26 protein-coding genes and 2 pseudogenes are annotated in these 25,740 nt (G+C 70.5%); 10 read left to right on the forward strand and 18 right to left on the reverse strand.

The window, feature by feature from the left end; all coding sequences use genetic code 11:
- Window positions 1–125: 125 nt before the first annotated feature.
- Window positions 126–596: a hypothetical protein gene (locus ACFV0Q_RS08195; protein ID WP_385002271.1), complete on the forward strand. Its 471-nt coding sequence runs from the start codon at window positions 126–128 to the stop codon at window positions 594–596.
- Window positions 597–946: 350 nt separating this feature from the next.
- On the opposite strand, the gene cqsA is transcribed toward ACFV0Q_RS08195, so the two are convergent.
- Window positions 947–2,122 (reverse strand): alpha-hydroxyketone-type quorum-sensing autoinducer synthase, encoded by a 1,176-nt coding sequence (cqsA, locus tag ACFV0Q_RS08200; RefSeq protein WP_385002274.1) that lies wholly within the window; start codon window positions 2,120–2,122, stop codon window positions 947–949.
- 143 nt (window positions 2,123–2,265) lie between these two features.
- Here cqsA and ACFV0Q_RS08205 point away from each other — a divergent pair, with 143 nt between their 5' ends.
- On the forward strand, window positions 2,266–2,823 hold the full coding sequence (locus tag ACFV0Q_RS08205) for an EF-hand domain-containing protein (protein ID WP_385002277.1): 558 nt from the start codon (window positions 2,266–2,268) through the stop codon (window positions 2,821–2,823).
- A gap of 339 nt (window positions 2,824–3,162) precedes the next feature.
- Here the strand turns inward: ACFV0Q_RS08205 and ACFV0Q_RS08210 are convergent, their stop codons facing one another.
- The 3 genes from ACFV0Q_RS08210 to ACFV0Q_RS08220 all read right to left on the reverse strand — a co-directional run bounded on the left by ACFV0Q_RS08210 (window position 3,163) and on the right by ACFV0Q_RS08220 (window position 4,496).
- A complete protein-coding gene (locus ACFV0Q_RS08210; RefSeq protein ID WP_385002280.1) occupies window positions 3,163–3,615 on the reverse strand; it encodes an iron chaperone in 453 nt (150 codons plus the stop codon).
- Between the two features lie 75 nt (window positions 3,616–3,690).
- Entirely contained in the window at window positions 3,691–4,143 is a 453-nt protein-coding gene (locus tag ACFV0Q_RS08215) for a pyridoxamine 5'-phosphate oxidase family protein (protein ID WP_385002283.1), read from the reverse strand.
- On the reverse strand, window positions 4,143–4,496 hold the full coding sequence (locus ACFV0Q_RS08220; protein ID WP_385002286.1) for a VOC family protein: 354 nt from the start codon (window positions 4,494–4,496) through the stop codon (window positions 4,143–4,145). The genes ACFV0Q_RS08215 and ACFV0Q_RS08220 overlap by 1 nt, the downstream gene beginning before the upstream one ends.
- 145 nt (window positions 4,497–4,641) lie before the next feature.
- Here ACFV0Q_RS08220 and ACFV0Q_RS08225 point away from each other — a divergent pair, with 145 nt between their 5' ends.
- Window positions 4,642–7,488 carry an ATP-binding protein gene (locus ACFV0Q_RS08225; protein WP_385002289.1) on the forward strand — a complete coding sequence of 949 codons (2,847 nt, stop codon included), beginning with the start codon at window positions 4,642–4,644 and terminating at the stop codon, window positions 7,486–7,488.
- A 149-nt stretch (window positions 7,489–7,637) separates the two neighbouring features.
- Here the strand turns inward: ACFV0Q_RS08225 and ACFV0Q_RS08230 are convergent, their stop codons facing one another.
- The 6 genes and pseudogenes from ACFV0Q_RS08230 to ACFV0Q_RS08255 form a co-directional block, all read right to left on the reverse strand.
- Window positions 7,638–8,315: a DUF6297 family protein gene (locus ACFV0Q_RS08230; protein WP_385002292.1), complete on the reverse strand. Its 678-nt coding sequence runs from the start codon at window positions 8,313–8,315 to the stop codon at window positions 7,638–7,640.
- Window positions 8,316–8,337: 22 nt separating this feature from the next.
- Window positions 8,338–9,024 (reverse strand): ATP-binding cassette domain-containing protein, encoded by a 687-nt coding sequence (locus tag ACFV0Q_RS08235; RefSeq protein WP_385002295.1) that lies wholly within the window; start codon window positions 9,022–9,024, stop codon window positions 8,338–8,340.
- Window positions 9,021–9,773, reverse strand: a complete 753-nt coding sequence (locus tag ACFV0Q_RS08240; RefSeq protein WP_385002298.1) for a thiopeptide-type bacteriocin biosynthesis protein — start codon at window positions 9,771–9,773, stop codon at window positions 9,021–9,023. Before ACFV0Q_RS08240 ends, ACFV0Q_RS08235 begins: the two co-directional genes overlap by 4 nt.
- A gap of 239 nt (window positions 9,774–10,012) precedes the next feature.
- A protein-coding gene (locus ACFV0Q_RS08245; protein ID WP_385002301.1) for an IS5 family transposase occupies window positions 10,013–10,887 on the reverse strand; the annotation gives its coding sequence in 2 pieces (ribosomal slippage) (window positions 10,013–10,510 and window positions 10,513–10,887; 873 coding nt in all).
- Between the two features lie 71 nt (window positions 10,888–10,958).
- Window positions 10,959–12,473, reverse strand: coding sequence for a flagellin (locus ACFV0Q_RS08250; RefSeq protein ID WP_385002304.1), 1,515 nt, complete (start codon window positions 12,471–12,473; stop codon window positions 10,959–10,961).
- A 731-nt stretch (window positions 12,474–13,204) separates the two neighbouring features.
- Window positions 13,205–13,483 (reverse strand): annotated as a pseudogene (locus tag ACFV0Q_RS08255) (VOC family protein); the annotation flags it as partial.
- A 149-nt stretch (window positions 13,484–13,632) separates the two neighbouring features.
- Between ACFV0Q_RS08255 and ACFV0Q_RS08260 the strand changes: the two are divergent.
- Window positions 13,633–13,875 (forward strand): annotated as a pseudogene (locus ACFV0Q_RS08260) (SDR family oxidoreductase); the annotation flags it as partial.
- A gap of 59 nt (window positions 13,876–13,934) precedes the next feature.
- Here ACFV0Q_RS08260 and ACFV0Q_RS08265 read toward each other — a convergent pair.
- Window positions 13,935–14,441, reverse strand: coding sequence for a hypothetical protein (locus ACFV0Q_RS08265; protein WP_385002307.1), 507 nt, complete (start codon window positions 14,439–14,441; stop codon window positions 13,935–13,937).
- A 184-nt stretch (window positions 14,442–14,625) separates the two neighbouring features.
- Between ACFV0Q_RS08265 and ACFV0Q_RS08270 the strand changes: the two genes are divergently transcribed.
- Window positions 14,626–14,898: a hypothetical protein gene (locus ACFV0Q_RS08270; protein WP_385002353.1), complete on the forward strand. Its 273-nt coding sequence runs from the start codon at window positions 14,626–14,628 to the stop codon at window positions 14,896–14,898.
- Here ACFV0Q_RS08270 and ACFV0Q_RS08275 read toward each other — a convergent pair.
- Entirely contained in the window at window positions 14,827–15,141 is a 315-nt protein-coding gene (locus ACFV0Q_RS08275; protein WP_385002310.1) for an ATP-binding protein, read from the reverse strand. The genes ACFV0Q_RS08270 and ACFV0Q_RS08275 overlap by 72 nt on opposite strands.
- A gap of 69 nt (window positions 15,142–15,210) precedes the next feature.
- On the reverse strand, window positions 15,211–16,368 hold the full coding sequence (locus tag ACFV0Q_RS08280) for a zinc-ribbon domain-containing protein (protein WP_385002313.1): 1,158 nt from the start codon (window positions 16,366–16,368) through the stop codon (window positions 15,211–15,213).
- 426 nt (window positions 16,369–16,794) lie between these two features.
- Here ACFV0Q_RS08280 and ACFV0Q_RS08285 point away from each other — a divergent pair, with 426 nt between their 5' ends.
- Window positions 16,795–17,175 carry a DUF6355 family natural product biosynthesis protein gene (locus tag ACFV0Q_RS08285; protein ID WP_385002316.1) on the forward strand — a complete coding sequence of 127 codons (381 nt, stop codon included), beginning with the start codon at window positions 16,795–16,797 and terminating at the stop codon, window positions 17,173–17,175.
- Window positions 17,176–17,406: 231 nt separating this feature from the next.
- Here the strand turns inward: ACFV0Q_RS08285 and ACFV0Q_RS08290 are convergent, their stop codons facing one another.
- Window positions 17,407–18,399, reverse strand: a complete 993-nt coding sequence (locus tag ACFV0Q_RS08290; RefSeq protein ID WP_385002319.1) for a hypothetical protein — start codon at window positions 18,397–18,399, stop codon at window positions 17,407–17,409.
- A 264-nt stretch (window positions 18,400–18,663) separates the two neighbouring features.
- On the opposite strand from ACFV0Q_RS08290, the gene ACFV0Q_RS08295 reads away from it, so the two are divergent.
- Window positions 18,664–19,485 carry a MarR family transcriptional regulator gene (locus tag ACFV0Q_RS08295; RefSeq protein WP_385002322.1) on the forward strand — a complete coding sequence of 274 codons (822 nt, stop codon included), beginning with the start codon at window positions 18,664–18,666 and terminating at the stop codon, window positions 19,483–19,485.
- Between the two features lie 4 nt (window positions 19,486–19,489).
- Here ACFV0Q_RS08295 and ACFV0Q_RS08300 read toward each other — a convergent pair whose 3' ends face one another.
- Together ACFV0Q_RS08300 and ACFV0Q_RS08305 are read right to left on the reverse strand one after the other, a co-directional pair.
- Window positions 19,490–20,083: a hypothetical protein gene (locus ACFV0Q_RS08300; protein ID WP_385002325.1), complete on the reverse strand. Its 594-nt coding sequence runs from the start codon at window positions 20,081–20,083 to the stop codon at window positions 19,490–19,492.
- A 78-nt stretch (window positions 20,084–20,161) separates the two neighbouring features.
- Window positions 20,162–21,205: a helix-turn-helix transcriptional regulator gene (locus tag ACFV0Q_RS08305; protein ID WP_385002328.1), complete on the reverse strand. Its 1,044-nt coding sequence runs from the start codon at window positions 21,203–21,205 to the stop codon at window positions 20,162–20,164.
- Between the two features lie 93 nt (window positions 21,206–21,298).
- Between ACFV0Q_RS08305 and ACFV0Q_RS08310 the strand changes: the two genes are divergently transcribed.
- Complete coding sequence (locus ACFV0Q_RS08310) at window positions 21,299–21,697, forward strand: VOC family protein (RefSeq protein ID WP_385002331.1); 399 nt, start codon at window positions 21,299–21,301, stop codon at window positions 21,695–21,697.
- Between the two features lie 49 nt (window positions 21,698–21,746).
- Here ACFV0Q_RS08310 and ACFV0Q_RS08315 read toward each other — a convergent pair whose 3' ends face one another.
- Window positions 21,747–23,033, reverse strand: a complete 1,287-nt coding sequence (locus tag ACFV0Q_RS08315; protein ID WP_385002334.1) for a phosphatase PAP2 family protein — start codon at window positions 23,031–23,033, stop codon at window positions 21,747–21,749.
- Between the two features lie 380 nt (window positions 23,034–23,413).
- Between ACFV0Q_RS08315 and ACFV0Q_RS08320 the strand changes: the two genes are divergently transcribed.
- Entirely contained in the window at window positions 23,414–23,548 is a 135-nt protein-coding gene (locus tag ACFV0Q_RS08320) for a hypothetical protein (protein ID WP_385002336.1), read from the forward strand.
- A 128-nt stretch (window positions 23,549–23,676) separates the two neighbouring features.
- Here ACFV0Q_RS08320 and ACFV0Q_RS08325 read toward each other — a convergent pair whose 3' ends face one another.
- Window positions 23,677–24,357, reverse strand: coding sequence for an NAD(P)H oxidoreductase (locus tag ACFV0Q_RS08325; RefSeq protein ID WP_385002339.1), 681 nt, complete (start codon window positions 24,355–24,357; stop codon window positions 23,677–23,679).
- A gap of 105 nt (window positions 24,358–24,462) precedes the next feature.
- Here ACFV0Q_RS08325 and ACFV0Q_RS08330 point away from each other — a divergent pair, with 105 nt between their 5' ends.
- Complete coding sequence (locus ACFV0Q_RS08330) at window positions 24,463–25,401, forward strand: AraC family transcriptional regulator (RefSeq protein WP_385002347.1); 939 nt, start codon at window positions 24,463–24,465, stop codon at window positions 25,399–25,401.
- The last annotated feature ends 339 nt before the right edge of the window (window positions 25,402–25,740 follow it).

Here is a 25,740-nt window from a genome sequence, read left to right on the forward strand (position 1 = left end):
CCTCCGGCCTTACCGGCCCGGCCACGTCCCCCGCCGGACGTATCCGCCTCCCCCACCCGGGGGAGACGGCGGGTGGCAGCTGAGTACCGACGATCAACATCACCAGCCCCACGGACGGCCACGACATGGGCTTCGCCCGGGGGAACGCCGACCCGCAGCCCGCGCCGAACAGCCCGGGCGACTCCCTCGTCGCCAACGACATCAGCCCCGACGGGTGGGCGGTCGAGGCCGAGCTGAGCACCGGCCGCATCGCCTCCACGCGCGGCCACAGGGCGATCTACATCGCGGTCGATTCCGGCAACCTGCCCGAGGGGCACCCGTACAAGCTGCGTGGGTGCATCGTGAAAGGCGGCGAGCGCAAGTGCACACCTTGGACGCCCGTCCACGCCGGATCCGCTGAAGGGCCGGGCCGCCTCAGCCGCCCGGCCGACGCGCGGCTCTCGGGCAGGGGGCGCCGCTGTTCGAGCTCGGCCTGCGGGAGCGAGCGTGTCAGCACGCGAAGCTGGATCACAGCGGACCTTCTCGCCGCCCGGTACAACCTCAGCAACCGCACCGCCGAACGCCTCATCAGCAAAGCCCACACGCACACCGCCTGAGCCCCAGGAGCCGTACGCAGGCCCGCCCGGTCAGCCGGTGCGGGGGGGGAGAGAGAGACACGCACTGTGCGTTGCGCCACGGTCACGTAGCCGTTGCGCAGGATCAGGGTGCGGGTGCCGCCGTAGCGGTAGCGCAGATCGGCGATGGCGACCAGACGGCCGCCGGGCCGGACGCCGGCCTCGGTCCCGTCCCGCAGTCGGCGCCACGTCGTCACCCCGGAGCAGCCCACGGTCTTCGTCGGGACGTCGTGCCGGGCGTCACCGAACAATCCAAGCGATAGCCCCAGGCGCCAGCGCGGCCGGCAGCCGGCCTCAGCCCGCGACTGCGGCCGCGCCCCCGCCGAACGGATTCAGCGCAGGCTTGCGGCCTGAGTACAGGCGTCGACGATCCGCTGCACCTGGGCGTCAGTGAGGCCGGCGTGCAGGGAGAGGCGGACCAGCGAGCGGGTGCGGGGGGTGGCCGGGGGGCAGAAGACCGAGCCGAAGACGCCGTGGTCTTCGAGTGTGTCGCGCAGGGCCATGACCTGTCGTTCGTCGCCCGCCACGAGGGCGAGGATGTGGCTGGCGGAACCGTGGAGGGCGAGGTCCGCGGCGGTGAGTTCTTCCCGTACGCGGGCGGAGATCGCCTGCAGGCGGGTGCGGCGCCAGGTGTCCTGGCGGACGACGGCCAGGGTTTCGGTGAGCCCGGCGATCTCGTGGGGCAGCAGGGTGGAGCTGAACACCGCCGGGTGGGAGCCCATCTTGAAGTGGCCGGTGAACTCCTCGTCGCAGGCAGCGATGAAGCCGGCCCTGCCGGCGAAGGCCTTGGAGAGGCTGGCGGTACGGAAGTGCACGCGTGCGGTGAGGCCGAGGGCGGCCGCCATGCCTTCGCCGAGATCGCCGTGGATGCCCAGGGAGTGGGACTCGTCGAGCACCAGGACGCAGCCGTACTCCTCGGCGAGCCCGGCCGTCTCCGTCAGGGGGCAGAGGCTTCCGTCGGTGCTGTAGACGGAGTCGACCAGGATGACCCCGGGCCCGTGGTCGATGATGCGGCGGCGAAGATGGGCGGTGTCGTTGTGCCGGACCCGGTGGAGGGACGCGCCCGCGATGCGGGCGCCGTCCCACAGCGACATGTGGGCCAGCATGTCGATGTAGACCGGCATGCCAGGCTCAACCAGCAGGGCTTGGAGCAGGCCCGTGTTGGCAGCCCACCCCGACTGGCACAGGATCCCGGCCGGAGCCCCCATGTGCGCCGCGAGCCCTTGCTCCAGCAGCAGCTGGGGATGCTCCCCGTGGAGGAAGACGCCCGACATCAGCGCGTCGGTGCCGTGGGCATGGAGCGCCTCGGTCATGGCCTTGACGATGCGCGGGTGGCGGGCGAGGCCGAGGTAGTCGTTGTGGTTGACCAGCACCGCGTCCGGGCCGGGCGGCCTGCCGTGCAGGGGGTGGCGGCCGTCCCAGTCGTCGCGCACGCGCCGCAGGTGGCGCTCGATCCCGCGCCGGAAGGGTTCGGGAAGGCGCGGGGCCGTCATGGTGGTGGTGTTCATGTGCTGCGTGAACCTTTTGCCGGCGGGTGGTCAACTTCGCTTCACAGAAGCCGTATCAAAGCAGATGGCCGATCGTTTCCTCCCGTGTGATCACCATCGGGTGATCTTTGTGCCCCTGCGGGCGAATCAAGAGGAGAAGACCTGTGACTGCTGCTACCGGAGTGCTGGACATCAAGCTCGCCCGCGCCTTCGCGATGCTCGACGTCGACGCCGACGGCAACCTGCGCGAGGAGGACCTCCTCGCCCTCAGCAACCGCCTCGCCGCCGCGTTCGACATGAGCAGCGACGCCACGAAGATCGCCCGCCTGCGCGCATCGTTCACCCAGCTGTGGGCCCACGACCTGTCCACCATGGACGCCGACGACGACGGCCGGCTCGACCAGGCCGAGTTCATCGCCGGCATGCGCAAGGCCGCCGCCAACGACCGCGAAGGGCTCCTGCAGCGCCTGAGTGTCATGGTCGACGCCTGGATGGACATCTGCGACACCGACGGCAACGGCCTCATCAACGAGGACGAGTTCCAGACCATGTACATCAAGTCCCTCGGCGCCTCCCCCGCCGACCTGAAGGTCGCCTTCGCCAAGCTCGACACCGACAGCGACGGCACCCTCGGCCGCGACGAGATCCGCCGCGCCACCGAGGAGTACTACACCAGCGAAGACCCCAAGGCCCCCGGCAACTGGCTCTTCGGCAACCTGTAACCCACCACCCCGGGCCAGAGACCCTCAACGGCCGAACCCCTCGGTGGGCAGGCAGGGGCGTGGCCGGACCACCCGGTCCGGCCACAGCGGCCACCGCACCCAGGCAGCCCGAGCGTCAGAGCAGCCACCCACACACCAGGTGCTGGTCGGGAGAACGGCAGGGTGCTTGAAGCCCTGGTAAGAACCGTGTCACCAGCCGCGAGCGTGGATCTGCTGCGCGGGCTGGGGCAGTTCGGGCGCGGCCGTCGCCTCGGCGAGTGTGCCCTGGCCCGCCCTTCGGGCCTCCTGCCGCCTGCAGGGCGGAGCAGGAGGCCATGAGGGCCACCTACCGGGCGCGCCTCAGCTCACCGCCTGCTTCACGAGTGCGGCGATCCGCGCCTCCACCTCGGCCGTCACTTCGGTCAGGGCGAAGACGGCCGCCCACATCGGGCCGTCGTCCAGCTGCGCCTGGTCGCTGAAGCCGAGCGTCGCGTAGCGCGCCTTGAACTTCTCCGCGCTCTGGAAGTAGCAGACGACCTTGCCGTCCAGCGCGTAGGACGGCATCCCGTACCAGAGCTTCGGCGCGAGGACCGGGGCGGTGGCGGTGATGACGGCGTGGACGCGCTCGGCCATGGTCCGGTCCGCGTCCTGCATCTCGGCGATCTTCGCGAGCACGTCCTGTTCCGCCTCGGCCGCCTTGTCCGCCTTCGAGCTGCGGCGCGCCGCCTTCTTGAGTTCCTGTGCGTGGTCCTTCATCGCGGCACGCTCCTCGGCCGTGAATCCCTCGTGTGCGCGGTTGTCGGTACTGCTCATGGTGGATCTCCTTCGTGAGGCTCTGGATGTGTGGATCTTGAGAGCAGGGGCCGTACGGCGGGACCGGGCGAGGCGTCAGACCAGCCAGCGACCGTCGCGCATCAGCTCACGGTCGGCCAGCTCGTTCTCCTCCCGCCAGGCCCGGATGCGGTGGGGAGTGATACGGAACCAGCGGTACCGGGTGGTCGGGGAGCGCGGGTCGAAGCCGGTGCGTGCGGCGAACCGGTCACCCAGGTGCGGCGGCAGCGCGTCGATGGCGAGGACCTCTACGTGGCCCTCGATCATGGCGACGTCGCGGGTGTGGCCGAGGGCGAGCCGAGCGGTCCGGGTGGCGGCCAGGTTCCGGCCGGTGGGGCTCTCTGCCGGGGTGGCCGCCAAGAGCGCCTCGCCGTCCCAGTCGAAGGACAGCGGTACCAGGTGTGGGGCTCCGTCCGCCGAGGCACTGGCCACCCAGACGTCGATGTCGTGGCCGAGCCGGTGCTCGGTGTCGCGACGGCGCTGTGCGCGGGAGCGGGGTGGGGCGCTCATCAGTCCTGCAGCAGTCCGATGGGGTTGCCGTCGGGGTCGATGGCGATGGCCACCAGGCGGCCGCCGCCGACGTCGTGCGCGGGCTCCTTGACGGTGGCACCCGCGGCGGTCAGTTCGGCGAGCTTCGCCTCGATGTCCGGCACGTGCCAGTAGGCCAGCGACGAGGTCAGGCCCTGCGGTCCGCCGCCCGGGAGGAGGCCGACGTGCTGGCCGGCGGCCTCGAAGCCGACGTAGTAGGGCCCGTCGGTCTGCGGGGCGACACCGAGCAGTGCGGCGTACACCGCCTTGGCCTGGGCGAGGTCGGACACGGGATGCAGCACGGTCTTCATCCCGTGGGTGGAAGAGCTGGTCACGGTCACTCCTGTCGTCGCGGAAACGATTGGCCCGGTGTGGTCCGGTGTGGTCCGCCGGGCTCGTTCCCTGTGATCACAGCTTCCCCCGGGCGGGGTACGGGGCGCCTCCGTGCTGACCACGGAAAGCACTACGGATAATGACCGGGTGTCCACTCCAGTGATCTCGGCTCGAGAAGCCGACGTGCTCGAGCTGCTCGGGGAGCACCTGAGCAACGCAGAGATAGCCGCGCGGCTGTTCATCTCCGTACGGACGGTCGAGTCGCACGTCTCCTCGCTGCTCAGGAAGTTGGAGGTGCCGGACCGGCGGGCGCTGTCCCGGCACGCGCCCGGACCGACGCGTGCCGAACCGACGCGTGCCGAGCAGGCGCGCCCGGCACCCGCGCTTCCGGCACCGTTGACGGCGTTCGTCGGCCGGACACGGGAACGCGGGGAGCTGGCGGCAGCGGTGACGGCGCGTCGGCTGGTGACCGCCGTCGGTCTGGGCGGGGTGGGCAAGACGCGGCTCGCGCTGGCGGTGGCGGCTGACGTGGCGGGCGACTTCGCCGACGGGGTGTGCTTCGTCGACCTGGTCCCGGTGACCGATCCCGGGCGGGTGGGCGCGGCGGTCGCGGCGGCCATGGGCGTGGGCGAGCAGCCCGGGCGCGGCATCGACGACGCGCTGGTGGCCGCGTTGGCGGACCGTCAGGTGCTGCTGGTACTGGACAACTGCGAGCAGGTGCGCGACGGGGTGGCGCCGTTCCTGGAACGGCTGCTCGTGGCGTGCCCGGGGATACGGGTGCTCGCGACCAGCCGGGCGCGGCTGATGGTGCCGTTCGAGTGGGTCTTCCCGGTTCCGCCGCTGTCGCGCGTGGGCGGCGGCGGGTCGGAGGCGGTGGCCCTGTTCCTGGAGCGGGCGGCGGCGGTCGGCAGGGCCCCGGCTCCGGCGGAGCGCGACCGGATCGCGGCGCTGTGCGAACGGCTCGACGGCATGGCGCTGGCCATCGAACTGGCGGCGGCGCGGTGGGCCACGCTCGGTTTGGACGGCCTGGCGGCCGGCCTCGGCGACCAGCTCCGGATCCTCGCCGGCGGCCCCCGTGCCGACGGCAGGCACCGGTCGGTGCGGGCCGTCCTCGACTGGAGCCACGACCTGCTCGAACCGCAGGACCGGGCACTGCTGCGTCGGGTGTCGGCGTTCGTCGCTCCGTTCACCGTCGAGGCGGCCGCCGAGGTGGCCGCCCCGGTGGCCGGGTTCGCCCCGCTGGAGGCGGCCGCGGTCACCGACGGGCTCGGCAGGCTCGCCGAGCAGAGCCTGCTCGCCGTGACACCGTCCGACACCGGCACCCGCTACCAGGCGCTGGAGACCCTGCGTCAGTACGGCACTGAGCGGCTCGCCGACGCCGGTGAGCTGGACGACGTACGGTCGCGCCACCTGGCATGGTGCCTGGCCGGTGCGGCCGCCCTCCAGGAGGGTGGCGGCTCGGACTGGCGGGCCCGGTTCGACGCGGTCGCGGAGGACCTGCGGGCCGCCTTGACCTGGGCCGCGGGCCGGCCGGAGCAGCGCGCGGACGCGTGCCGTCTCGCCTTGTCCATGGCCGAGCTGGCCTTCACCCGGAACCTGCTGGGCGAGGCCCAACAGCGCTACGAACAGGCGGCCTTGCTCGCTTCCGGCGCCGATGCCGCCGCCGCATTGCGGCAGGCCGCCGGGGTGGCCGGGTGCCGCAGGCTCGGCGACGACATGTACCGCCTGCACCGGGCCGCCGCCGAAGCCGCCCGCCGGGCCGGGGACGGCGCCGGGGCCGCCCGTGACCTGGCGGCCGCCGCCACCGCCGCCTACCGCTTCTCCAGCACGTTCAGCAGCCGGGTTCCGTCCGTGGACGAGGTGACCGGCCTGCTCGCGGCGGCGCGCGAGCTGACCGGTGACGACGACTCGGCCGCCGAGGCGGCTCTCGCGCTGGCCGAGGCCGCGGTGGTCGCGGACGCGTTCGGCGCGGTCCAGGGAGCCCCGGACAACACCGCACCGGACACCGTCGCGTGCGCCGAACGGGCCGTCGAACTCGCCCGGCGCGCGGGAGACCCGGTGGCACGGTCCGCCGCCCTCGACGCGCTCTCCGGCGCCCAGAGCTGGGCCGGTGAGAGCTTCGCCGCCGCGTCCGCGGCCCGGGCCCGGATCGACATCCTGACCTCGGCACCGAGCACCCCTGCCCGGACGCACGAGCTGATCGATGCCCTCGCCATGGCCGCCGCGACCGCCGTCGGCACGGGCGAGCTGCCGGCGGCCCGCCGGTGGGGCGGCCAGCTCGCGGGCCAGCCGCAACTGGCAGAGGTGGGCGACCACGCCACGTCCTGGCTGCTGGTCGCGGACGCGTTCGCGGGCCATGCCGACGCGGTGCTCACCAGCAGCGTGCGCTTCCTCGACGCGTGGGAGCAGGCCGGCGGGCAACGGTCGTTCTCACTCGGTCCGGCCGCCGCGTCCGTCGCGATGATCCACGGCCTGCGAGGCGACCACGAGGCCCGGGCGACCTGGCTCACGATCACCGACCGGGCAGGCAGCAAGGAGGATCACGACCACGGCCACGGCGCCGTCTTCGACGCCATGGTCCTGCTCCACCACGGGGACGCACAGGCGGCCCTGGAGCGCATCGCGCCGGAGCCGGAGCAGGTGTGGAAGTGGGTCTGCTGGGTCTGGCTGCACTGGTACGCGGCGCTCCGGGCCGAGGCGGCGGTCCTCGCCGGGCACCCGGACGCCCGGGCGCGGGTCGCCGCCGCCCGGGCCCTGGTCGCCGGGAACCCGGTCGCCACCGCCCTGGTGGACCGGGCGGAGGCACTGCTCGGCGGCGATCTGCCGCAGTTGCTCGCCACCGCGTCGGCGTTCGAGACGGCCGGCTGCCGCTACCAGTGGGCGCGCACGCTCCTGCTCGCCGGGGGCACGCACGCCGCGGCCGGCGCGTCCGCACTGGCCGGCCTCGGACTCGCGCCCATGGCCGTTCGGCAGCCGCACCTCTGGCGCCCCTGAACAAACCGGAGCAACGCGGCCGTGGGAATCTCCGCCGCCGCTCCGGAGGCCGCCCGCAGGGCGACGGCCGCGCAGAGCAGGAGGACGCCGAGCGCCACCGGCCATGCGAGTGGGTCGCCTTGGGCCGCACCGGCCGTCGCCCAGGCCGCTCAGCCCCCCGGCCCGCACAGGGCGGCCAGTGCGGTGAGGGAAGGAACGGCCGGACCGGCGAAGACGATCGCGATGCCGACGACGGCCGAACCGGTGCCGAGGGCCCGGGCCCGCCCGGCCAGGGCGGGCCGCACCTCGATCAGCGTCCCCACGGCCACCGTCAGCCAGGCCAGGGCCAGATGCGCACCGAGGGCCACGGGCAGGGCGGTGAGCCGTGGGTGGCCTTCGAGCAGCAGCGCGAGGGCGGCCGTCAGGGTACCGGTGAACAGACCCACGGCGGTGGCGACGACCACGGCGCGGGCCAGGCGGGGGCGCAGCAGCCGTCCCCGGTCGCCGGGCAGCGGCAGCAGCCAGGTGATCTCGGCCGTGCCCAGCAGCACCGGGCCCAGTCGTACGCATGCGGCCATCTGGGCCGCCCACAGCAGCAGGCCCGTGCCGACGAGGGCGGCGCGGGCGGCGGCGCCGCCGGGGGCGCCGAGGCCGTGGCTGATGGCGGGGGCCGTCCGTACCAGACCGGCAAGCACCACGACGGCCGAGACGGCGACGCAGACCCACGACCACACGTCGTCGAAACGGGGCCGTCCCGCACCGCGTGCCCGCCGGGCGTGCGCCACCTGTGCCATGGCATCGGCGGTGGCGTTCCCCTCGTCCCTCGCGAGATCGGTGGTCACCGCCACGGCGACGCCACCGCCACACCGGTCACTTCGGCAGGCGTGCCGAGGGCCGCGACGCGTCCCCGGTCCAGGAGCAGTATCCGGTCGGCGGCCTCCTCCACGGTCGCCCGGTCGTGCGACGCCAGCAGGACCGCAGTGCCGTTCGCCTTGGCTGCCGCAGTGCGGTGGCGAGTCGGTGCCGGGCGGCGGTGTCCAGTCTCTGTTCGGGCTCGTCCACGACGATCAGGCGGGCCGGGCGCACCAGGACCGAGGTGAGCACGAGCATCTGGCGCTGTCCCGCCGACAGCGCGTCGGGGAACGCGTCGATCCGGTGGTCCAGCCCGAGTTGCGCGAGCACCCGTTCCGTGGCGGGCCCGGCGTCCTTGCCCATGCCGTGCGCGGTGGCGACCATGCGGATGTGCTCACCGACCGTCAGGTCGGGAAAGCACTCGGCCCCGTCGAGGAGCAGTGCGACGTCGCGCCGGAAGGCGGCGTCCGCCTCGCGCGGCGGTCGGCCGGCGAAGAACACCTCCCCTTCGTCGGCTTGCTGTCGGCCGACGCAGACGCGCAGCAGCGTCGACTTGCCGGAGCCGTTGGCACCGGCGAGGGCCAGGCAGTGGCCCGCTCGCAGATCCAGGCTCACGTCGTCGAGCACGGGCTCGCCGCCGTAGGCAATGTGAATGCCGGTGGCCCGCAGCACAGGCTCCGGCCCGGTGTCCGCCGTGTCACTCATGTCCGGACGCCTTCGTTCCCGTTCGCCTGTCCGGTTGCTTCGCGCTGCGCGGCACGGAGCCGTGCGGCCGCCTCCGCCAAAATGTATTGATCATGCACGAATATACCCAGGCGGTTCAGCGTCACGTGGGTGTGGGAGATGAGCAGACCGGCCTCGGCGCCGTCGCCCAGGGAGGCGGTCGCGAGGGGCAGCGCCGCGGCCAGGGATCCGGCCCACGGGGACACCGCGGACGTGCGCCCAGCCAGCACGCTCGCGCTCACCTTGGCGCGTCCCGTGAGCAGTTCGGCCCATTCGGCCGCCCTGCGGGCCAGCTCGCCGGCCGGGAAGACCTCCCGGGGAGCGGACCGGGACCAGCCACGCCAGTAGGCGGCGTGCAGCCTCAGCTGGCGCTCGACCGGGTCATCGGCCGCTTCCGGACGCGGGGCCAGGGCAGCGGCCTTGAGGAGGACCTCAAGGCCCAGCAGCCTCAGCCGAAGCTCGTCCAGAACGGATCCGGCGGCGCGCAGGGACAGTTGGCTGGACAGCATGAAGGCCTCCTCCGCCGCCTCCAGTGCCGGCCCGGTTCCGTAGCGCGCGGTCTCCGGTACGTAGAGCGCCGGATGGACGCCCGGCGCGAGCACGGTGGCCGCCACCCGCCGGTCCACCGTCGGGTCGCTCGCCGTGGAGGCGGCGGCGAGGTCGCCCACCGAACGCAGGTAGTCCCGCGGGGCGTGGCCGTCCTGCGGCAGGCCGGCGAAGGCGTGCCGCACCGCCGCGTCCAGGTCGGCCAGCCACCCCCGCCTCCCGGCCGCTGAGCGAGGCGTCCAGGGTCTCCTGGGCCGTGCGCATCGCCTCGGCGTACTTCGGCTCGGACAGTCGCTGCCAGGCCAGGTCCGGGGCGATGCGCTCGACCCGGCTCATCACCCACCAGATGTTGCCGAACGGGGTCCCGCCCCCCACGCACTGTCGGCAGCCTCGGTGATCACTAGAGCGTGTTTAGAAAGTGCTTTCACAGCCACTCATCGATCATGGCAATGTTGACCGTGGCCTCGTAACGGACGGCCAACTTGTCGTACCGGGTAACGACTGCGCGACGGCGCTTGAGGCGGCCGATCCCGCACTCCACCGCGTGACGCTCGCGGCAGTCGGCCTTGTCGAACGTCGGGGGTCGGCCGCCGGCGGAGCCCCGCTTCCTACGGTTGCGGATCTGATCCCTGTTCTCCGGGATGGTGCAGCGTATGCCGCGCCTGCGCAGGTAGGCGCGGTTCGCCCGGGATCCGTAGGCCTTGTCCGCTCGCACCTTCCTGGGCCGGGTGCGCGGGCGCCCGACTCCGGTGCGGGGCACCTCGATCCGCGCCAGGACGGTCTGGAACTGCGGGGAGTCACCCCACTGGCCGGGGGTAATCACGATCGACAGGGGCTTCTGCCCCTGCTCGACCGCGAGGTGGATCTTCGTCGTCAGGCCTCCCCGGGAGCGTCCGAGGCCGTGGTGGGCAGGTTCGGTCTCGACGCCACCGGGAGACTCCTTCTGGAGGTCCCCCTTTTACGGGCCCCAGCCGCGTGCTGGTGCGCACGGCAGACCGTGGAGTCCACCGAGACGTCCCAGGTGATCAGGCCCTTCGCGTCCGCCCGGGTCCGGAGCCCGACCACCACGGCGGCCCAGGTCCCGTCGCGCTGCCAGCGCCGGAACAACCCATACACCGACTCCCAGGGCCCGTACCGCTCCGGAACGTCCCGCCAGGGCGCTCCCGTGCGAGTCCGCCACCGAATCCCGTCGATCAACTGCCGCCGGGAGTACGTCGCAGGTCGCCCCGGCTTCACGCCCACCGGCAGCAACGGCGCCAGCCCGGCCCATTGTTCGTTCGTCAGATCTCCACGCCCCACGACAAAATCGTCGCAGAGCTTGATCTACTTTATAGACAGGCCCTGGTGTGGACACGGCCGCCGCACCCCGGCTATCGCAGGAGCTGCAGGACGCCCTGGGGGAGCTGGTTGGCCTGGGCGAGCATGGCCTGCGAGGCCTGGGTCAGGATGTTGTTCTTGGTGAACTCCACCATCACGTCGGCCATGTAGGCGTCCCGGATCGTGCTGTCCGAGGCGGTCAGGTTCTCGACCGCGTAGTCCGCACTGCGGAAGGCGGACTCCAGGCCGTTGGAGAACGCGCCGAGGTTGGACCGCTGGTCGGTAACGGACTTGATGGCGACGTCGATCTTCGCGATCGAACTGTTCGCGTCGATCGCGGTCATGACGTTCACCGGCCGCGAGACGGCGCCGCCGGCCAGGGGCTGCGTGTCGTCCTGCGCGGCCGGTGCCGTGGCCTCGCCGGCGAAGAGGTGCGTGACGTTGGCGGCGAAGATGTTGACGGCCAGGGCCTCGTTGGTGTTCGCCCCGACGTGTACGCGCAGGGTCCAGGACGCCTGGTCACGCAGGGAGGCGGGGGCGTCGGCCTCCTCCTGGGCGGCAACGCGGTCCAGGTCGGCCGCGAGTTGCTCGACCTCGGCCTGGATCGCCAGGCGCTGCGCATCGTCGGGGGTGAAGTTCGCGGACTGGACCGCCAGGACGCGCATCTGATGCAGGATCCGGCCGGCCTCCTCGAGGCGGCTCTCGGTGTCCTGAAGGAAGGCCACGGTGTCGATGGCGGGGACCTCGACGGCCTCGTCCACGGCATCCGTGCCGTCCTCGGTACCCCAGTCGGCCCAGAACTCCCACTCGTCGATGTCCACCACGGCATCGTCGCCCAGGGATGCCAACTTGACCTGGAAGGCGGTGAGTCCGTCCTGCTGTTCGGCGATGCCCTGCAGTGCGATTTTGATCCGTTCGGTGCTCCTGACCGCGGCCTCAGGTGAGGAGACCTCCAGCGGAGCGGGCGGTTCGACCGTGATCGGCGCAGGCTCGGCGGCCGGCTGGGGGTCGGGGACCTCGACCTGGCTGGCGAACAGGTTCGAGAAGTCGGGGGTGACGAAGTTCAGGACGAGCGCCTCGTCGGGCTTGTCGGTGACCGGCGTGCTCAGCGTCCAGGCGGTCAGGGCCTGCGGGTCGGAGGCTGCGGTGCGCTGGGAGGTGAGCGCCCTCATCTTGTTGAAGTCGGCTTGATCCGCGATTCGGCCGATCTCGTCGGTGAGTTGGTCGACCTCGATCTGGATCGCCGACCGGTCCTCCTCCGAGTAGGTGCCGTTGGCACTCTGGATGGACAGCACGCGCATCCGCTGGAGCACACCGGTCAGCTCCTTGAGGTGGCCCTCGGTGGTCCGGATGAAGTCGAGTGCATCGGAGGCGTTCCGGCTGCCCTGGGTAAGCCCCCGTGACTGGGTGCGGAGCTTCTCCGAGACCGCGAGGCCGGCCGCGTCGTCCTGGGCGCGGTTGATGCGCATGCCCGAGGAGAGCCGCTCGGTGTTCTTCCCCAGCACGTCCAGGTTCTCCTGGTAGACCCGGTTGGTGTTGATCGCGTTCATGTTGTGATTGATGATCACGAAGAGGCCTCCTGGCAGAGAGATGGCACAGGTGAGTGACGGTCGCGAGAGTGCGCGCTATCCCCGCCTGGAGGCGATTCTGCCTTCGCAGGGCAGGCCCCTCCGGTGTGCCCAGCAGAACCCATCCGATGTGGTGAACGATCAGGCGACGTTACTCCGTTGACGGAGCGAATTTGCTAGATTCGGCCCACGCGTGAGTTGGACGAATAGCCGCAGATACTGTCTGATGGTGCAATCTGGGGCATTCAGGCTATATGTCTGATTTACCCCCTGGGGTATGTCGGTGCACTCAAACGCCTTCCTGGCGGCCCATCTGCGGCCTGCGGAGACCTTGTTGGTGCATCTACTCGGTCTCCGGATGGCCGGAGCCGACCACGGGAAGACGCCGTCCCAAGCCACTGTGGCATCGGCGATCTGGCACCGCCCGTGATCGCCAGGGCAGGTCCACCACGCTGCCCGTCGACTCCTGCCCGAAGCATCTGCCTCAGCAACAGCCAAGGGATCAGATCCGCAACCGTAGGAAGCGGGGCTCCACCGGCGGCCGACCCCCGACGTTCGACAAGGCCGACTGCCGCGAGCGTCACGCGGTGGAGTGCGGGATCGGCCGCCTCAAGCGCCGTCGCGCAGTCGCTACCCGGTACGACAAGTTGGCCGTCCGTTACGAGGCCACGGTCACCATTGCCATGATCGATGAGTGGCTGTGAAAGCACTTTCTAAACACGCTCTAGTGCCCCGTGCGCAACAGCAGCAGCCATGACGGCGTCCGCGTCCGGGACATAGACCCGCAACAGGGAGGGCATCACCGGCCAGTCGGGCCGTCGGTCGAAGGCCAGCACGACCGTGTCGCCGACTCGGATCTCGCCGTGACCGATGGTGCCGTCCTCGACCGGCACCCGTGCGATCTCTTCGCCATCGAACACACCGGTGATGAAGTCGAGCAGTGCGCCGGTGTCGTCGGTGACCACCCACGGTGCAACCCTGGTGTAGCCCTCGGGTGGAGTCCGACTCATCAGCGTCGTCCCCTCCTGCGGTTCTTCGTGACGTGACGACACTAGGGATCAACTAGGACAGCTCTGTTCCTGGATGAGCCCGGAATCAGCACGACCCTCGTCAGCGCCCTGGTCGTGGCTCACTGCCCCGCCGACAGCAGCTCGCCGACGGCCCCGCCGGCGAGAACCTGACGGCGGAGCAACTGCTCAAGGCGAGCGGCACGGCCTGGACGGTCCTGCGGCCGACGCAGTTCGCCTCGAACGCCCTGATGTGGGCTGCTTCCGTCGGTGGCCACGAGACCGTCCACGCGCCGTACACCGTGACCGCGCTGCCAACCATCCACCCTGCGGACATCGCATCGGTGGCACGCGCGGCACTGGCCGAGGCCGGCCACCACGGACGCACGTACGCCGACGCACTATCGCGTCTCCGATCTCTGGGCCGAGGTCTGATCCGCAAGACCTTGATACTTCAAGAGCAGGGCCGCACTCGCTGGTTCGGGCCGGGGGGAGCGAAGGTCAGGCCGTTCTCGTCGAGGGCGTTGAAGACCGTCAGCCGGGCGTCGGGGAAGACGAAGCTCACGTCCGTGGTGCTGCCGGCGACGTTGTCCATGGTCCATTCGAGGAGTTCGACACTCCGCAGAGTCATCCCGCGGATCGTCTGCAGCTCGGGCAGCGGATCAGGGCGCCACTCCAGGTCGAACCCGGTCCAGCTGACCGGACGGCAGGGGTCGATAGTGTTCCAGGTCAGGGAGAGGTCATCGAATTTCCGGTGATTGATCTCCACGTGCACGCCGTCGAAGTCCAGCAGCACCGGGCAGTCGCAGAACCATTCATCGTCGATGAGGTCCCACACCATCCAGGCCCCCGTCAGAGGACGGCCGCTCAGCGCCTGGAGGCGACGCCCGTGCGTCCGCGCCACGTGGGCTGGGCCGTTCAGCCAGCGCGGGTGGTACCCCTCAATACCGAAATCGAACACTCGCACATCGTGTCAGGGTCGACGCCAGGACCGGCATCAGGGGTCACAAGATCGGCGACAGAGCCCGTTCGTCCGTACTCAGGTGCGCACCTTCAGGAGTACGCCGACAGCAGGGTGATGCCGATCCCGGATTTCGGCTCTGCCCGCGATTGCGTGACGGTCGAAAGCTGAGGTCCTGCACCGGTTGCTGCTCGATGGCCGCGACACGTTCGTCACTCAAGAGACGGCGGAGGCTCTGCTCGGACACTGGGACGTGCTTGGCCTGCGCATGGTGCCGGCCGCGCTCGCCAATGCGGATGACGACACTGGCGATCACCTTGATGCGGCAATCCTCAACGTCTGCCGTCAGTCCGAGAAGGACGAGGAACGGCTGGCGGCACTGTGCTCAGCGTTGACATCGGATGCGGATGGCGACGTGAGCGGGGAAGCCCGCAGGATCCTCAGACCGCTGCGGTGACCTGCCCCGCGACCGCGTCATGGAAGCCGTCGAACTCCTGCAAGCGACAGCCGCAGACCTCCTACGCAGCCTCGCGATGGCGGAGACGACTTTGCACTGATGACCGAGCCGATCGAGCATCGCGGTGGCGAGGACTCCATAGCCGAACACTCTCCCCCATTGGCTGAAGGTGGCGGGAGAGATCCCGAACAGCGGGCGAGCTGCCGCATCGTGAGGTTTGTGCGGTAGTACACCACCACCCACAACGACTCAGCCCGCAGCACCCCATCCATACAGGCAAAATGCCCAAGACTGACCCTTCTCCAACGCCCTTTAGACGCCGGTCGCGGCCCTTACGGCCTCCCTTGCATCAATGACGCCCACCCCGGCGACTTCTTCCAGCCCGCCGGTTCCAAACCGCACCCAGAGCGGGACCGCGCCGGCGTCCCGGACGAACTTCAACTTCTGCAAGGACGAAGGGTTCGGTGCCGAATCGATCTCCACCACAAAGTCCGGGATGGCCGGTGAAGGCAACCACCCCACCAGGTCCAGGCGCCCGTACCGCGTCTTCCCGTCCGGTACGACCGGCACACGCACCTCCCCGTAGACCATCGCACCGTCATCCAGGCCGTGGAGGAACTCGCGGATCTCCCCCGTCAAGGCCGCGGTGACCTCGGCCGTGGTGGCCGGCACCCTACGGCCCGCCTCCCGCTCCTCGCGTACATGCTGCGCCCAGTCCTCCAGCCACCCCTCCAAGTGGCCGCGCAAGGCCGCCAGGTGTTCTGCGCCCAGCGGCTCCCGGGGCTCGCCGGAGAGCAGGTAACACCAGCCCTCGGCCCAGTAGGCCCGCCCCAGGATCTTCACCACCCCGTCCTGCGCGGCCGCCGCCGTGCACGCTTCCAGCGCGGGTATGCTCCGCTCCGCGACCGCCATGACGCGCTGCAGGGCACGTTCGGGCTCCCCTGACTTCGCCAGAACCTGCTCGGCGGCCATCGCGCCGCGGACCTCGCCGGCCGCCCAATACCGCCACTCGACTGCCAGGCCGACCGGGAGCGCCCCGGGCAAAGGAACCGTGTCCAGCAGCCGCTCCGCCCGCCCGGCCGCGGCCTTCGCCGCCGCGGCCAGCTCGGCCTTGACGCGCGGTGCGTTCTCCTCGAACTCCCGGGCACGGCACTGGTAGCACTGGGCTCGCTCAGCCTCTCGGGTACCGGGCTGGACCATCTTCACGCACCCGCACTCCGGGAACACCCGGCGGACCTTGAAGCCGCTGCACTCCCGGCACGCGGTGACGTCCCCGCCCTTCCACTTCGGCAGGGACCTACGACTGATGACGGTCTCCTCCCACTCGTGACCGGCTGGGCATCGCCACCACACCTTGCCACCACCCGTACCCACCCGGTCCGGGGTCAAGGATCCGTTCCGGTCCGGATGCCACAGCGCCACCAACTGCGGATACGCCTGTGCCAACGACACGGGGAACGTACGCGGCATGGTCAGATCACCGCCCCGGTGCGCCGGGCGAATGCACGGGGCCTCGTGGCGCACACCGACGATCCGACATTGGTCTCCTCGTATCCAGGCACCCGGACAGTCTCTGGCATCAGCCAGCCCTACGGGGAGCCAATTCGAGCAGTTCCAGGCCGACAAGGGCCCATACGACATCACTGGCTGTCCTGTCGTGGCTGACCTTGCGTCTGGGAGCGGGCCACCAGGGCGCGGGCCGAGGCTGGAGGGGGGACCCGCGAGCGGGGGCGGCACCTGTTGACGGCCCGGATGACGGGCACGCTGGACAGCTGTTGACCGTCGGCGTGACGGGCCCCTGCCGAAGGGCACGGCCGAAAGGCGATCATCCGTTTGAGCGGCTTTGTCCGGCACCCCCTGTTCCGGGACACGCAGTATCCGATAGCCATGGGAGGTATGACCTTCCTCAGCACAAAACTCCGTACGACAGCCGCCGTTGCAAGCGCGCTGGCCATCGGTGGTCTGGCGTTGCTGCCGACCTCCGCCAGCGCGGGAGCGGCCGCAGCCCCGGTCACCCAGACGATCTCCGAGGCCGGCAGGACGAACTCCCTCGCGGGCTGCGGCTGGAACGAAGGCAGGGGCGGTGAACGGGCCTACTACGAGCACTGCGCCACCGACACGAACGTGTGGATCCAGGTCAAGCGGTGGCCCCGGTCCAACTACCACCGCTGCGTCGGGCCCGGCCGAACCAATCTGGACGCCGACGCCACCGGCGCCTGGTACGACAGCAACTACCAGGGCGGCCTCTGCTCCCACCCGGGAGACACCGGGCCCTGACCGTCTCCATCGGTGACGGGCCGCTCGTCCCCGTGCGGGGCGGGCGGCCCACACCAGGGCAACTGGATCCTGCGAAGGGCTGCGGGTCCGTACCGCGAGACAACGGCACGCTCAGGCACGGTCGTCGAAGACACAAGGTCGGGTTGACCGACGCGGACGCCGATGGCGAAACCCGAGCCTGTGCTCCCGATGCGGAACCGCTCGGACGGTCGGCGCTGCTGCCTGGTTAGATCAGCGCGCCATCTGGGGGAACTCTGGCGCCATGGCCGGTGCGGTGGTGGTGCGCTTGGCGGTGACGATCACTCCTGCGGTGGTCGCCGACGTGAGCAGCAGCACTGCTGCGAGGGCGAGGAGGGTGGCGGTGTCCGGGTGGATCAGGGACTGGCCGCGCAGCGCCTGCCAGGTCACCACCGCGACCAGCCCGGTGTAGCCGAGGGCGGCACAGCCGACCAGGCGGGCACGCACCTTCTCGTCGCGCAGCCAGACGTGCTCGGCGGCCAGGGCGGCCAGTAGCGCGGTGATCAGGAGGAGCACCTGGATGCCGTGCAGGGCGAAGAAGTGGGGTACCCGGAAGTCGCCGCCGGTCACGCTCCAGTTGGTGAAAGGCATGCCGTGGCCGTCGGGGTCGCCGATGCCGTGGCCCTGGTACATCTGCACGGGGTGGCCGTTGGCGTCGGTCACCGTACGGGAGTGGATCTCGGTGACCATCCAGTAGACCGGCACGACCATGCCGAAGGTGGCCAGCGCGAGCCCGGCGCGGATGGCCCGGTTCAGTGCCGCCCCGCCGGTTCGCTGGATCAGCACGATGACCGCCAGGATCAACTGCGCGATGACGATGACCATCACGCCGAAGGTGAGGACGGGGACCAGGGCGCGGGTGATCGGGTCGGCCTGGTCGGCGTTGAAGTGACTGAAGGTGCCGCGTGCCGCCTGGGCGGTGATGGCGCCCACCTCGGCGGTTGCGGCCACCGCGAAGACGGTGCCCAGCCAGCGTCCCAGCCGCCTGCCCCTGGTGAGCTTGGTCAGCAGCCACGCCAGCGTGCCGGCGTAGAGGGCGAAGGCGAAGCCGAACTTGAGCGGCTTCACCCACACCGACTCGTCCAGCAGCGTCCGGCTGTCCACCACGAGCCCCGCGCCGGAGACGAGCACCAGGCCGAGCATGAGGGTGGAGCAGACCACCAGCGGCCGATGCCAGGTGCGCAACGGGGAGAGGAAGGACGTCATGGCGGGCTCCGATCACGGCGACGAGCAGCCCTCGTCCGGGCCGGCTCGGTTCGCATCGCTTGTTCGCGAATAACTAAAAGCTAAATTGCTTTCACTCTTTCGTCAATCCATGAAGCAAGAAGGAACACAAATAGGCAGGTCAAAGACTGATTGACTTGCAATGAGTATGCAGGTGAATGCACATTCGACCTCGATGATTTGCAATGGACTGCCCATGAACGCAATACTGGGGACACGCGAGGACACGACACGGAGGTAAGGCCGATGCCCGGGGGCAGACTGACCCACCAGGAACGTCTGGAGATCGCCGAGGGACTGGCGGAAGGACTCACCTACACCGAGGTCGCCGGCCGCCTGGACAGACCGATCTCCACTGTCACCCGGGAAGTGGCCCGTAACGGCGGCGCCGGCGCCTACCGGGCTGACGCGGCGCAGCAGTCGACCATCAGGCGCGCCCGCCGCCGCGGGCAGGCCCCGGCCCCGTCCACGGCCGCTTCGAACGACCCGGCCGTGGACGGCGCACACGGGCGCGACCCCGAGGCCGTCCACGAGCTGGAGGAACAGTTCACCGCATTGATGGTCGGCACGGGCCTGCCGCGGATGACGGCCCGAGTACTGACCTGCCTGTACGTCACCGACGCCGGCAGCCTGACCGCCACCGAGCTCGCCCAGCGCCTGAAGGTCAGCCCCGCCTCCATCTCCAAGGCCGTCGGCGAACTCGAACAGCAGGAGCTCATCAGGCGCGAACGCGACCCCGGCCGGCGGCGCGACCGGTACGTCATCGACGCCGACGCCTGGTTCCGGGGCTGGATGGCCAGCGCCCGCCAGAACACCATGCTGGCCGACTTCGCCCGCCACAGCGCCCAGACCCTCGGCGCGACCACACCCGCCGGTACCCGCATGCAAGACATCGGCCACTTCTTCGAGCACGTCGGGCAGACCATGATCCAGGCGGCCGAGCAATGGCGGCAGGCCCATGCGACGAGACCCGCCACGCGGGGCCAGGAGCTGTCCGGCCGATCACCTGACCGCGTGCCGAGTAGAGGTCAGGAGGCCCCGGATCCGCCCGGAGCCCCGGGACAGTGACGCGCTATCGGGGAGGTCGGGGGCGGACGGCGCGTACGTGGCTGGCTGAGAGATGGAGCTCGTACGGCAGGCAGCAGTCGGAGCAGAGGGTGGCGACGAGAGCTCCGCAGGCGCACAGCTGGTTCATCCCGCCGTCCGGAGTCGCTCCGCAGCAGGCGGGTGATGCATGGCGCAGCACCAGGCCGCGTGCGTCGTCCGGATTGACGACGATGTTGCCTCGCGGGCCCCGTGACACCAGCGGCTGCCCCTGCGCGTTCGATTTCGTCCCGCGGCGTGGCATCACCGGCCCTGGCGTCTCGGCTACGACCAAGGGCGCACCGTACGGCTCCGTCTCGATCGCGTAGCAGCCCGACGGGACGGTCGCCGGCGACGGACCCGGCTCCTCGGCGTCCCACCATGCGTAGTACGGAGCCTCGGGAACGGCGGGCAGCCGTGCGAGCGGCCCCGTCAGCGGGACGCCGCACAGCGCGCACACGAACACCGAGACTTCGGCCTCGGCGCCCCCGTCGGCGTCGTCAGCCGCAGTCCGAGCAGGCGGGTCCGCACGCCTGTGCGTCAACTTGCCGTCATCCCGGTCCTGGTCTCGCTGATCGTGCATGAGCCGACCGTACGCGGCGGGGCTCAGGAGTCGACCGCCACCCCGGCAGGGCCGTACACGACAGCGGTCCTGAGGCGATCAACCAGGGGCCGGCTCACCGATCTCCCAGGGGTGAGGCGGGCTTCGGCGGGCGAAGTTCGCGAGGCGTTCGGCGAAGGCCTCGACGAGGCCGCGGAGCTCATCCGGGCGTTCGATGGCGAAGGGGCGGTCCAGCGAGGAGAGTACGGCGGGCAGCCAGTCGAGCCGGTCCACACGCAGCTCGACACGGCACCAGCCCTCGGCGGCCGGATCTGCGCCGCCCGGGGACGGCAGTTCCGTCACGATCGCGACGCCGGCGGGCAGGCGGGTGTGGATCTGCTCGGCCGTCCCCTGGATGCGCAGGGTCACCTCATGCCGGTACGGAGCCGTGGCGAGCCCCGTCAGGACGCGCTTCGCCGGATCGATTCCGACGGGTGGTTCGAACGAACCGGGCAGGATCCTCACACCGGTGATGCGATCCAGTCGGAAGGTCCGGTCCTCACCCGCCGAGAGATCCGCTGCCGTGACGTACCACCTGCCCGAGTGGGCGACGACCCCGTACGGGTGCAGGGTGCGCTCGCTGCGTCGCCCGTCGCCGGCGGTGTACCGGATCGAGATCGGCCGGTGATGGTGCACCGCATCGGCCATGGGGAGGAGGACCGCGGGCTCCGGGGCAGCCGCCTTGCCGGGCGGATCCGTGAAGGCGAGGGAGCCGAGCACGGCGTCGAGTCTGTGGCGCAGCCGCTCGGGAAGCACTCTCCGGATCTTGGCCGCCGCCGTCTCGCTCGCCGTATCCGTGGTCGCCGTATCCGTGGTCGCCGTCACGCCTGATCGCCGACCGGCGACCAGGCCGAGCAGTACGGCGAGCGCCTCGTCGTCGCTCAGCATGAGCGGAGGCATGCGGTATCCGGGGGCGAGCCGGTAGCCGCCGTAGCGGCCGCGCACCGATTCGACGGGCACGTCGAGGTCGACGAGCTGCTGTGCGTAGCGCCGTACGGTGCGTTCGTCGACGCTCAGCCGATCGGCGAGTTCGGACACGGTCCGGATGCCACCCGACTGCAGCAGCTCCAGCAGGGTGAGGACGCGAGCGATGGGGCGGGGCATACCCGGAAGTCTCCAGCACATACCGGGCGGGTTCCGCCCGGTATTGGTCGTAGCGTGCGGTCACGAACACCGACCGGCCAGAGGAGAACACCCATGGACTTCGTTTCCATCCGCATCATCACGAGCGACGTCGCCCGCCTCGTCGACTTCTACGAGCGCGCCACCAAGGTGTCCGCCACCTGGGCCAACGAGGACTTCGCCGAGCTCAGGACCACCTCGGCCACCCTCGCGATCGGCAGCGCCCGTACTGTCCCCCTGTTCGCGCCTGGGTCCGCCCGCCCGGCCGACAACCACAGTGTCATCCTCGAGTTCCTCGTCGACGACGTGGACGGCGTCTACGAGAACCTGAACGGCTTCGTGGAAGATTTCGTCAACGAGCCCACCACGATGCCCTGGGGCAACCGCGCGCTCCTGTTCCGTGACCCCGACGGCAACCTCGTCAACTTCTTCACCCCGGTCACGCCTGCCGCCATCGAGAAATTCGCTCGCTGAGGACAGCACGGCCTCCGGGCACGGCTTCCGTCGCTCGGGCGCGGGCGTTTCACACCAGTTCGGGCTGCGGCTCGCGTCTCGGTTGCGGGAGGTGCGCCGTCGGCGGGGGCGGCCGATCCCAGAGCCTGGTGGTGCGTACGTAGCCGTAGACCACTGAGGCCATCGCCAGGATGATCAGCGGACCGAACACCCACCGGTGTGCGGCCATCTGCGTCGGCAGGTAGCGGTACGACGCCAGGAGCGCGGCGAAGACGGCGGTGCCGTAGACGGTCAGCTGGATTCCCCTCCGGTCCCGGCCGCGGTCGATCGAGCGCAGCCCCGCCTCGATCGTGAGCGTGAACACGACGCCGGCGACGATGTCCGCGCCGTAGTGGTAGCCGAAGCCCAGCGTCGCGCCGAGCGTGGCGATCAGCCAGAACGCGCCCGCGAGGCGCAGGGCCCGCGGGCCCTTGCGGGAATGGATGAAGATCGCGGTTGCCCACGCCGTGTGCAGGCTGGGCATGCAGTTGCGCGGGGTGATCTCGTCGAAGGGCATCGGGTGCGGGGTGCCGATCGGCGGCGGCGTGTTCGGCCACAGGTTGGCCACCGCCCAGTGCCCGCCGTCGGCGCCGTAGGCCAGGATCGGTCCGACCACCGGGAAGATCATGTAGATGCCGGGACCGAGCAGGCCGATCACCAGGAAGGACCGCACCAGGTGATGGGTCGGGAAGCGGCGCTCGACCGCCACGTTGCGCAGCTGGTACAGCGCGACGGCTACCGCGGCCACCGCGAGCTGGATGTAGACGAATTCGAGGACGTGGGCGCCGACCGTGCCGGTGGCCGCGACGATGCGGCCCGCCAGCCACGAGGGGTTGCCCAACGCGTGATCGGCGGTCGCCACGTACTGGTCGAGCACCATCGGGCGGGTCTTCGACGTGATCAGCAGCCAGGTGTAGCCGGTCTTGCGGCCGGCCACCAGGAGCAGGGCCAGTCCGACGCCCTTCAGCAGCAGGGCGCGGTCCCGTCCGGTGCGGCGCGTGACGGCGATGACGGCACAGGCCAAGGTCACCCACAACGCGCCGTTGCCGAACATCATCTTGGCGTCGACCGCCGCCCGCACGAGCCAGAAGACGAGGTCGATGCCGACCGCGGCGCCGAGCGCGATGAACCGCTGCCGCCAGGTGAGCACCACCATCATCAAGGCCATGCCGGCGTACAGGACCGTCCCCGACTTGGGAGCGAAGATCACCTCTTGCGCCTGGGCGGTGATCGGGCCCGGCGCGCCGTAACGACGCGCGGCGATCTCCAGTGCGATGAGGAACCCGAGGGCCACCACGCCGACCGTGGCCCACAGCATGATGCGTGGTTGACGCCACGTGGCGGACCTGGTTCTGCCGTCTATTCGCGATAGCACTCGCGTTATTCCAGATATCAATTTCCAGCCGACTCTGACTACATTCCAACGCACCGGTCGCAAACTCGAACATGTTAGCGGATCGACGGGGTTCCGCTCCCCTTTTGTTTGCGGCGCGTTCATCTTGGGCCACGGCACCTGCCCGGCGGGTGCCGCAGAAGGGGTGGATCAGGCGACCGTGGGTGGCGAGATCGCCCGGTTCGAGCAGCGGGACAAATCCGCATAGACCGGTATCAAGGTGTCCGTCGGCGGAGGCCACATCTGGGCCGAGAGGACAGGGGACGGCCCTCCGCTCGTTCCGCTCCACGGATCGGCGGGCACGAGTGGCCCCGGACCGGGACCGGGACCGGGCCCAGCACACCCCGCAGCAGCAGGCCTGCCACGGCGCGGGGCTGCTGGAGGGCGATCCGCTGCCCGCCGACGGCCTGACCGCGGCCGCGGCGGCGCACCAGGACTGACCGTCGGCGGGAGCCTGCCGGAAGGACACATGCGTGGCGCAGGCGCACCTCGGCCTCGAACGTGTGGGTCGTGCGGTAGACGAGCCCGTCGAGGACCAGCGCCTGCGCGAACCGTTGTCTCCTGGCGGTCAGGCCCTCACGAGTTCCTCGGCAACGAACCGTTCCACGAACTCCCCGGCACGGCGGTCGAGATCGGCGTACTGCGCCTCTCGCTCAGCCCCCGCGACCGCTTCGCCGATCAGGAGGTTACCTTCGGTGTCGAAGCGCTGCGGGCGCTCCTCCGCGCCGGTGAGCAGGCCGACGATGGAATGGGAGAAGCCGCAGTAGTAGGCGATGCCTTCGCTCAGATTGGCTTCGAGGACGGTTTGCATCCCCTCCACGAGGGGATCGTCGGAAGTGGCGCCGGCCAGGCCCAGCCACAGCATGCGCTTGCCGGCAAGGCGGGGCTTGCTCCGGCCGTAGGCGAACCCGTAGTTCCATACGCGGTCGATCCAGCCCTTGAGGATCGCGGGCACGCTCTGCCAGTAGACCGGGAAGACGGCGACGACGACATCGGCGTCGAGGATGCGCTGCATATGGGCGTGTGCTTCGTCCGAATACGGCTTTTCCCTGTTGCCCCAGTCCGGCTGGTCCGACGTGTTCATCCGGGGGTCGAACCCCTCGGCGTGCAGGTCGAGCATGTCGATGCGGTACCCGGCGGCTTCGAGCCGGGTGGCGGCACGGCGGGCCGTGTGCGCGGTGAGGGAATCGGTGCGGTGGTGTGCGACGACCACGAGGGCTGTCCTGGCATCGCTGCCGTGCTGGGTCACGTTGTCTCCTGGCTGGTCTCGGTTCGATTCGATGAACCCAGTACAGCTGCGGTGACGTAGATGATCCATGGGAGAAACGCTCCGGAACATAGGAGATCGTCTACGCTGCCCTGCGTGGATCCTTTGAGTTCATTACTGAGTGGCATCCGGGCCGAGGGCTCGGTCGTCAGCCACGCCGTACTGACGGCGCCCTGGACCATCCGCTTCGCCGACGACGCACCGCTCACCATGATCAGCGTGCTGCGCGGCGGGGGCACCCTGATGCTGCCCGACGGCACCGAGCGAGCGGTCGGCATGGGCGATACGGCCATCGTGAGCGGCCCCGCACCGTTCCATCTCGCGGACCATCCCGGCACCCTCCACAGCTCCCATGCCGCGTACGAGATCGCCTGCTTCACCCCGGATGCCGAGTGCACCGCCCAGGAACTCGGCGGTATCCACTGGGGCATCGACTCGGAGGAGACGACCGCGCTGATCGTGGGCGCCTACCGCGCCTCGGGCCACCGCCACGAGCGGCTCCTTCGTGCCCTGCCGCCCGTCTTGGTGATCAAGGAGGACGCCGAGGTCTGTGCCTGGCTGGAGACGGCCGCCGTCGACGCCGCCCAACTCTCGGCCGGTTCGCAGGCGCTGATGGACCGGCTCCTCGACTGGGGCCTGGTATGCACGTTGCGCAGCTGGTTCGACCAGGCCGGCGCCGACGCGCCCAGCTGGTACCGGGGCCTCGCCGACCCCGTCCTCGCTCCCGCCCTGCAGGCCTTCCACGACCGGCCCGCCGAGGCTTGGACCGTGGCGTCGCTGGCCACTCGGGCCGGCGTCTCCCGGGCGCTGTTCGCCAAGCGCTTCACCAAGCTGATGGGCCGCCCGCCCCTCGCCTACCTCACCGAATGCCGCATGGACGAGGCCGGGGCGCTCCTGACCGACACCGACCTCAGCATCGCCCAGATCGGAAGGTCGGTCGGCTATGCCGACGCCTTCGGCTTCAGTGCCGCGTTCAAACGCCACAAGGGCCTGAGCCCCAGCACGTTTCGCGCCGCGGCGGCCTGAGTCCCGGTCCGGCGAAGCAACCTGTGGACCGGCTGCACGACCCTCCCGTCTCCGTCGAAGACCAGCCAGGGCACAACACCTGGGTCCGTATCCACTCCCCCCATCGCTGGAACCGGCGCGGCGGATCCAGCCCCACCGGCGTTTGAGGCGCGGCGTCCGGGACGGAGCCCCAGTGGCCCCGCGGTGGTCGCCGCGAGGCCCACTCGGTCAGGAGCGCGGCGAGACCTTGACGATGGCTTCGATCTCCACGAGCTGCTCGGGGACTGACATGTCGCTGACACCGACGATGGTGTCGGTCGTGCGGTGGTTGCCGACGTACTCCTTGTGCAGCCTCGCCGC

Source organism: Streptomyces sp. NPDC059564 (genome assembly GCF_042735575.1).
In the GTDB taxonomy this organism is placed as follows: Bacteria; Actinomycetota; Actinomycetes; order Streptomycetales; family Streptomycetaceae; genus Streptomyces.

What these genes read in the sequence shown, in the direction of transcription:
- ACFV0Q_RS08195 (WP_385002271.1), top strand. Translation starts at nt 126, where the DNA reads ATGGGCTTCGCCCGGGGGAACGCCGACCCGCAGCCCGCGCCGAACAGC.
- cqsA (WP_385002274.1), bottom strand. Translation starts at nt 2,122, where the DNA reads ATGAACACCACCACCATGACGGCCCCGCGCCTTCCCGAACCCTTCCGG.
- ACFV0Q_RS08210 (WP_385002280.1), bottom strand. Translation starts at nt 3,615, where the DNA reads ATGAGCAGTACCGACAACCGCGCACACGAGGGATTCACGGCCGAGGAG.
- ACFV0Q_RS08215 (WP_385002283.1), bottom strand. Translation starts at nt 4,143, where the DNA reads ATGAGCGCCCCACCCCGCTCCCGCGCACAGCGCCGTCGCGACACCGAG.
- ACFV0Q_RS08235 (WP_385002295.1), bottom strand. Translation starts at nt 9,024, where the DNA reads ATGAGTGACACGGCGGACACCGGGCCGGAGCCTGTGCTGCGGGCCACC.
- ACFV0Q_RS08280 (WP_385002313.1), bottom strand. Translation starts at nt 16,368, where the DNA reads ATGCCGCGTACGTTCCCCGTGTCGTTGGCACAGGCGTATCCGCAGTTG.
- ACFV0Q_RS08285 (WP_385002316.1), top strand. Translation starts at nt 16,795, where the DNA reads ATGACCTTCCTCAGCACAAAACTCCGTACGACAGCCGCCGTTGCAAGC.
- ACFV0Q_RS08290 (WP_385002319.1), bottom strand. Translation starts at nt 18,399, where the DNA reads ATGACGTCCTTCCTCTCCCCGTTGCGCACCTGGCATCGGCCGCTGGTG.
- ACFV0Q_RS08295 (WP_385002322.1), top strand. Translation starts at nt 18,664, where the DNA reads ATGCCCGGGGGCAGACTGACCCACCAGGAACGTCTGGAGATCGCCGAG.
- ACFV0Q_RS08300 (WP_385002325.1), bottom strand. Translation starts at nt 20,083, where the DNA reads ATGCACGATCAGCGAGACCAGGACCGGGATGACGGCAAGTTGACGCAC.
- ACFV0Q_RS08305 (WP_385002328.1), bottom strand. Translation starts at nt 21,205, where the DNA reads ATGCCCCGCCCCATCGCTCGCGTCCTCACCCTGCTGGAGCTGCTGCAG.
- ACFV0Q_RS08310 (WP_385002331.1), top strand. Translation starts at nt 21,299, where the DNA reads ATGGACTTCGTTTCCATCCGCATCATCACGAGCGACGTCGCCCGCCTC.
- ACFV0Q_RS08315 (WP_385002334.1), bottom strand. Translation starts at nt 23,033, where the DNA reads ATGCTGTGGGCCACGGTCGGCGTGGTGGCCCTCGGGTTCCTCATCGCA.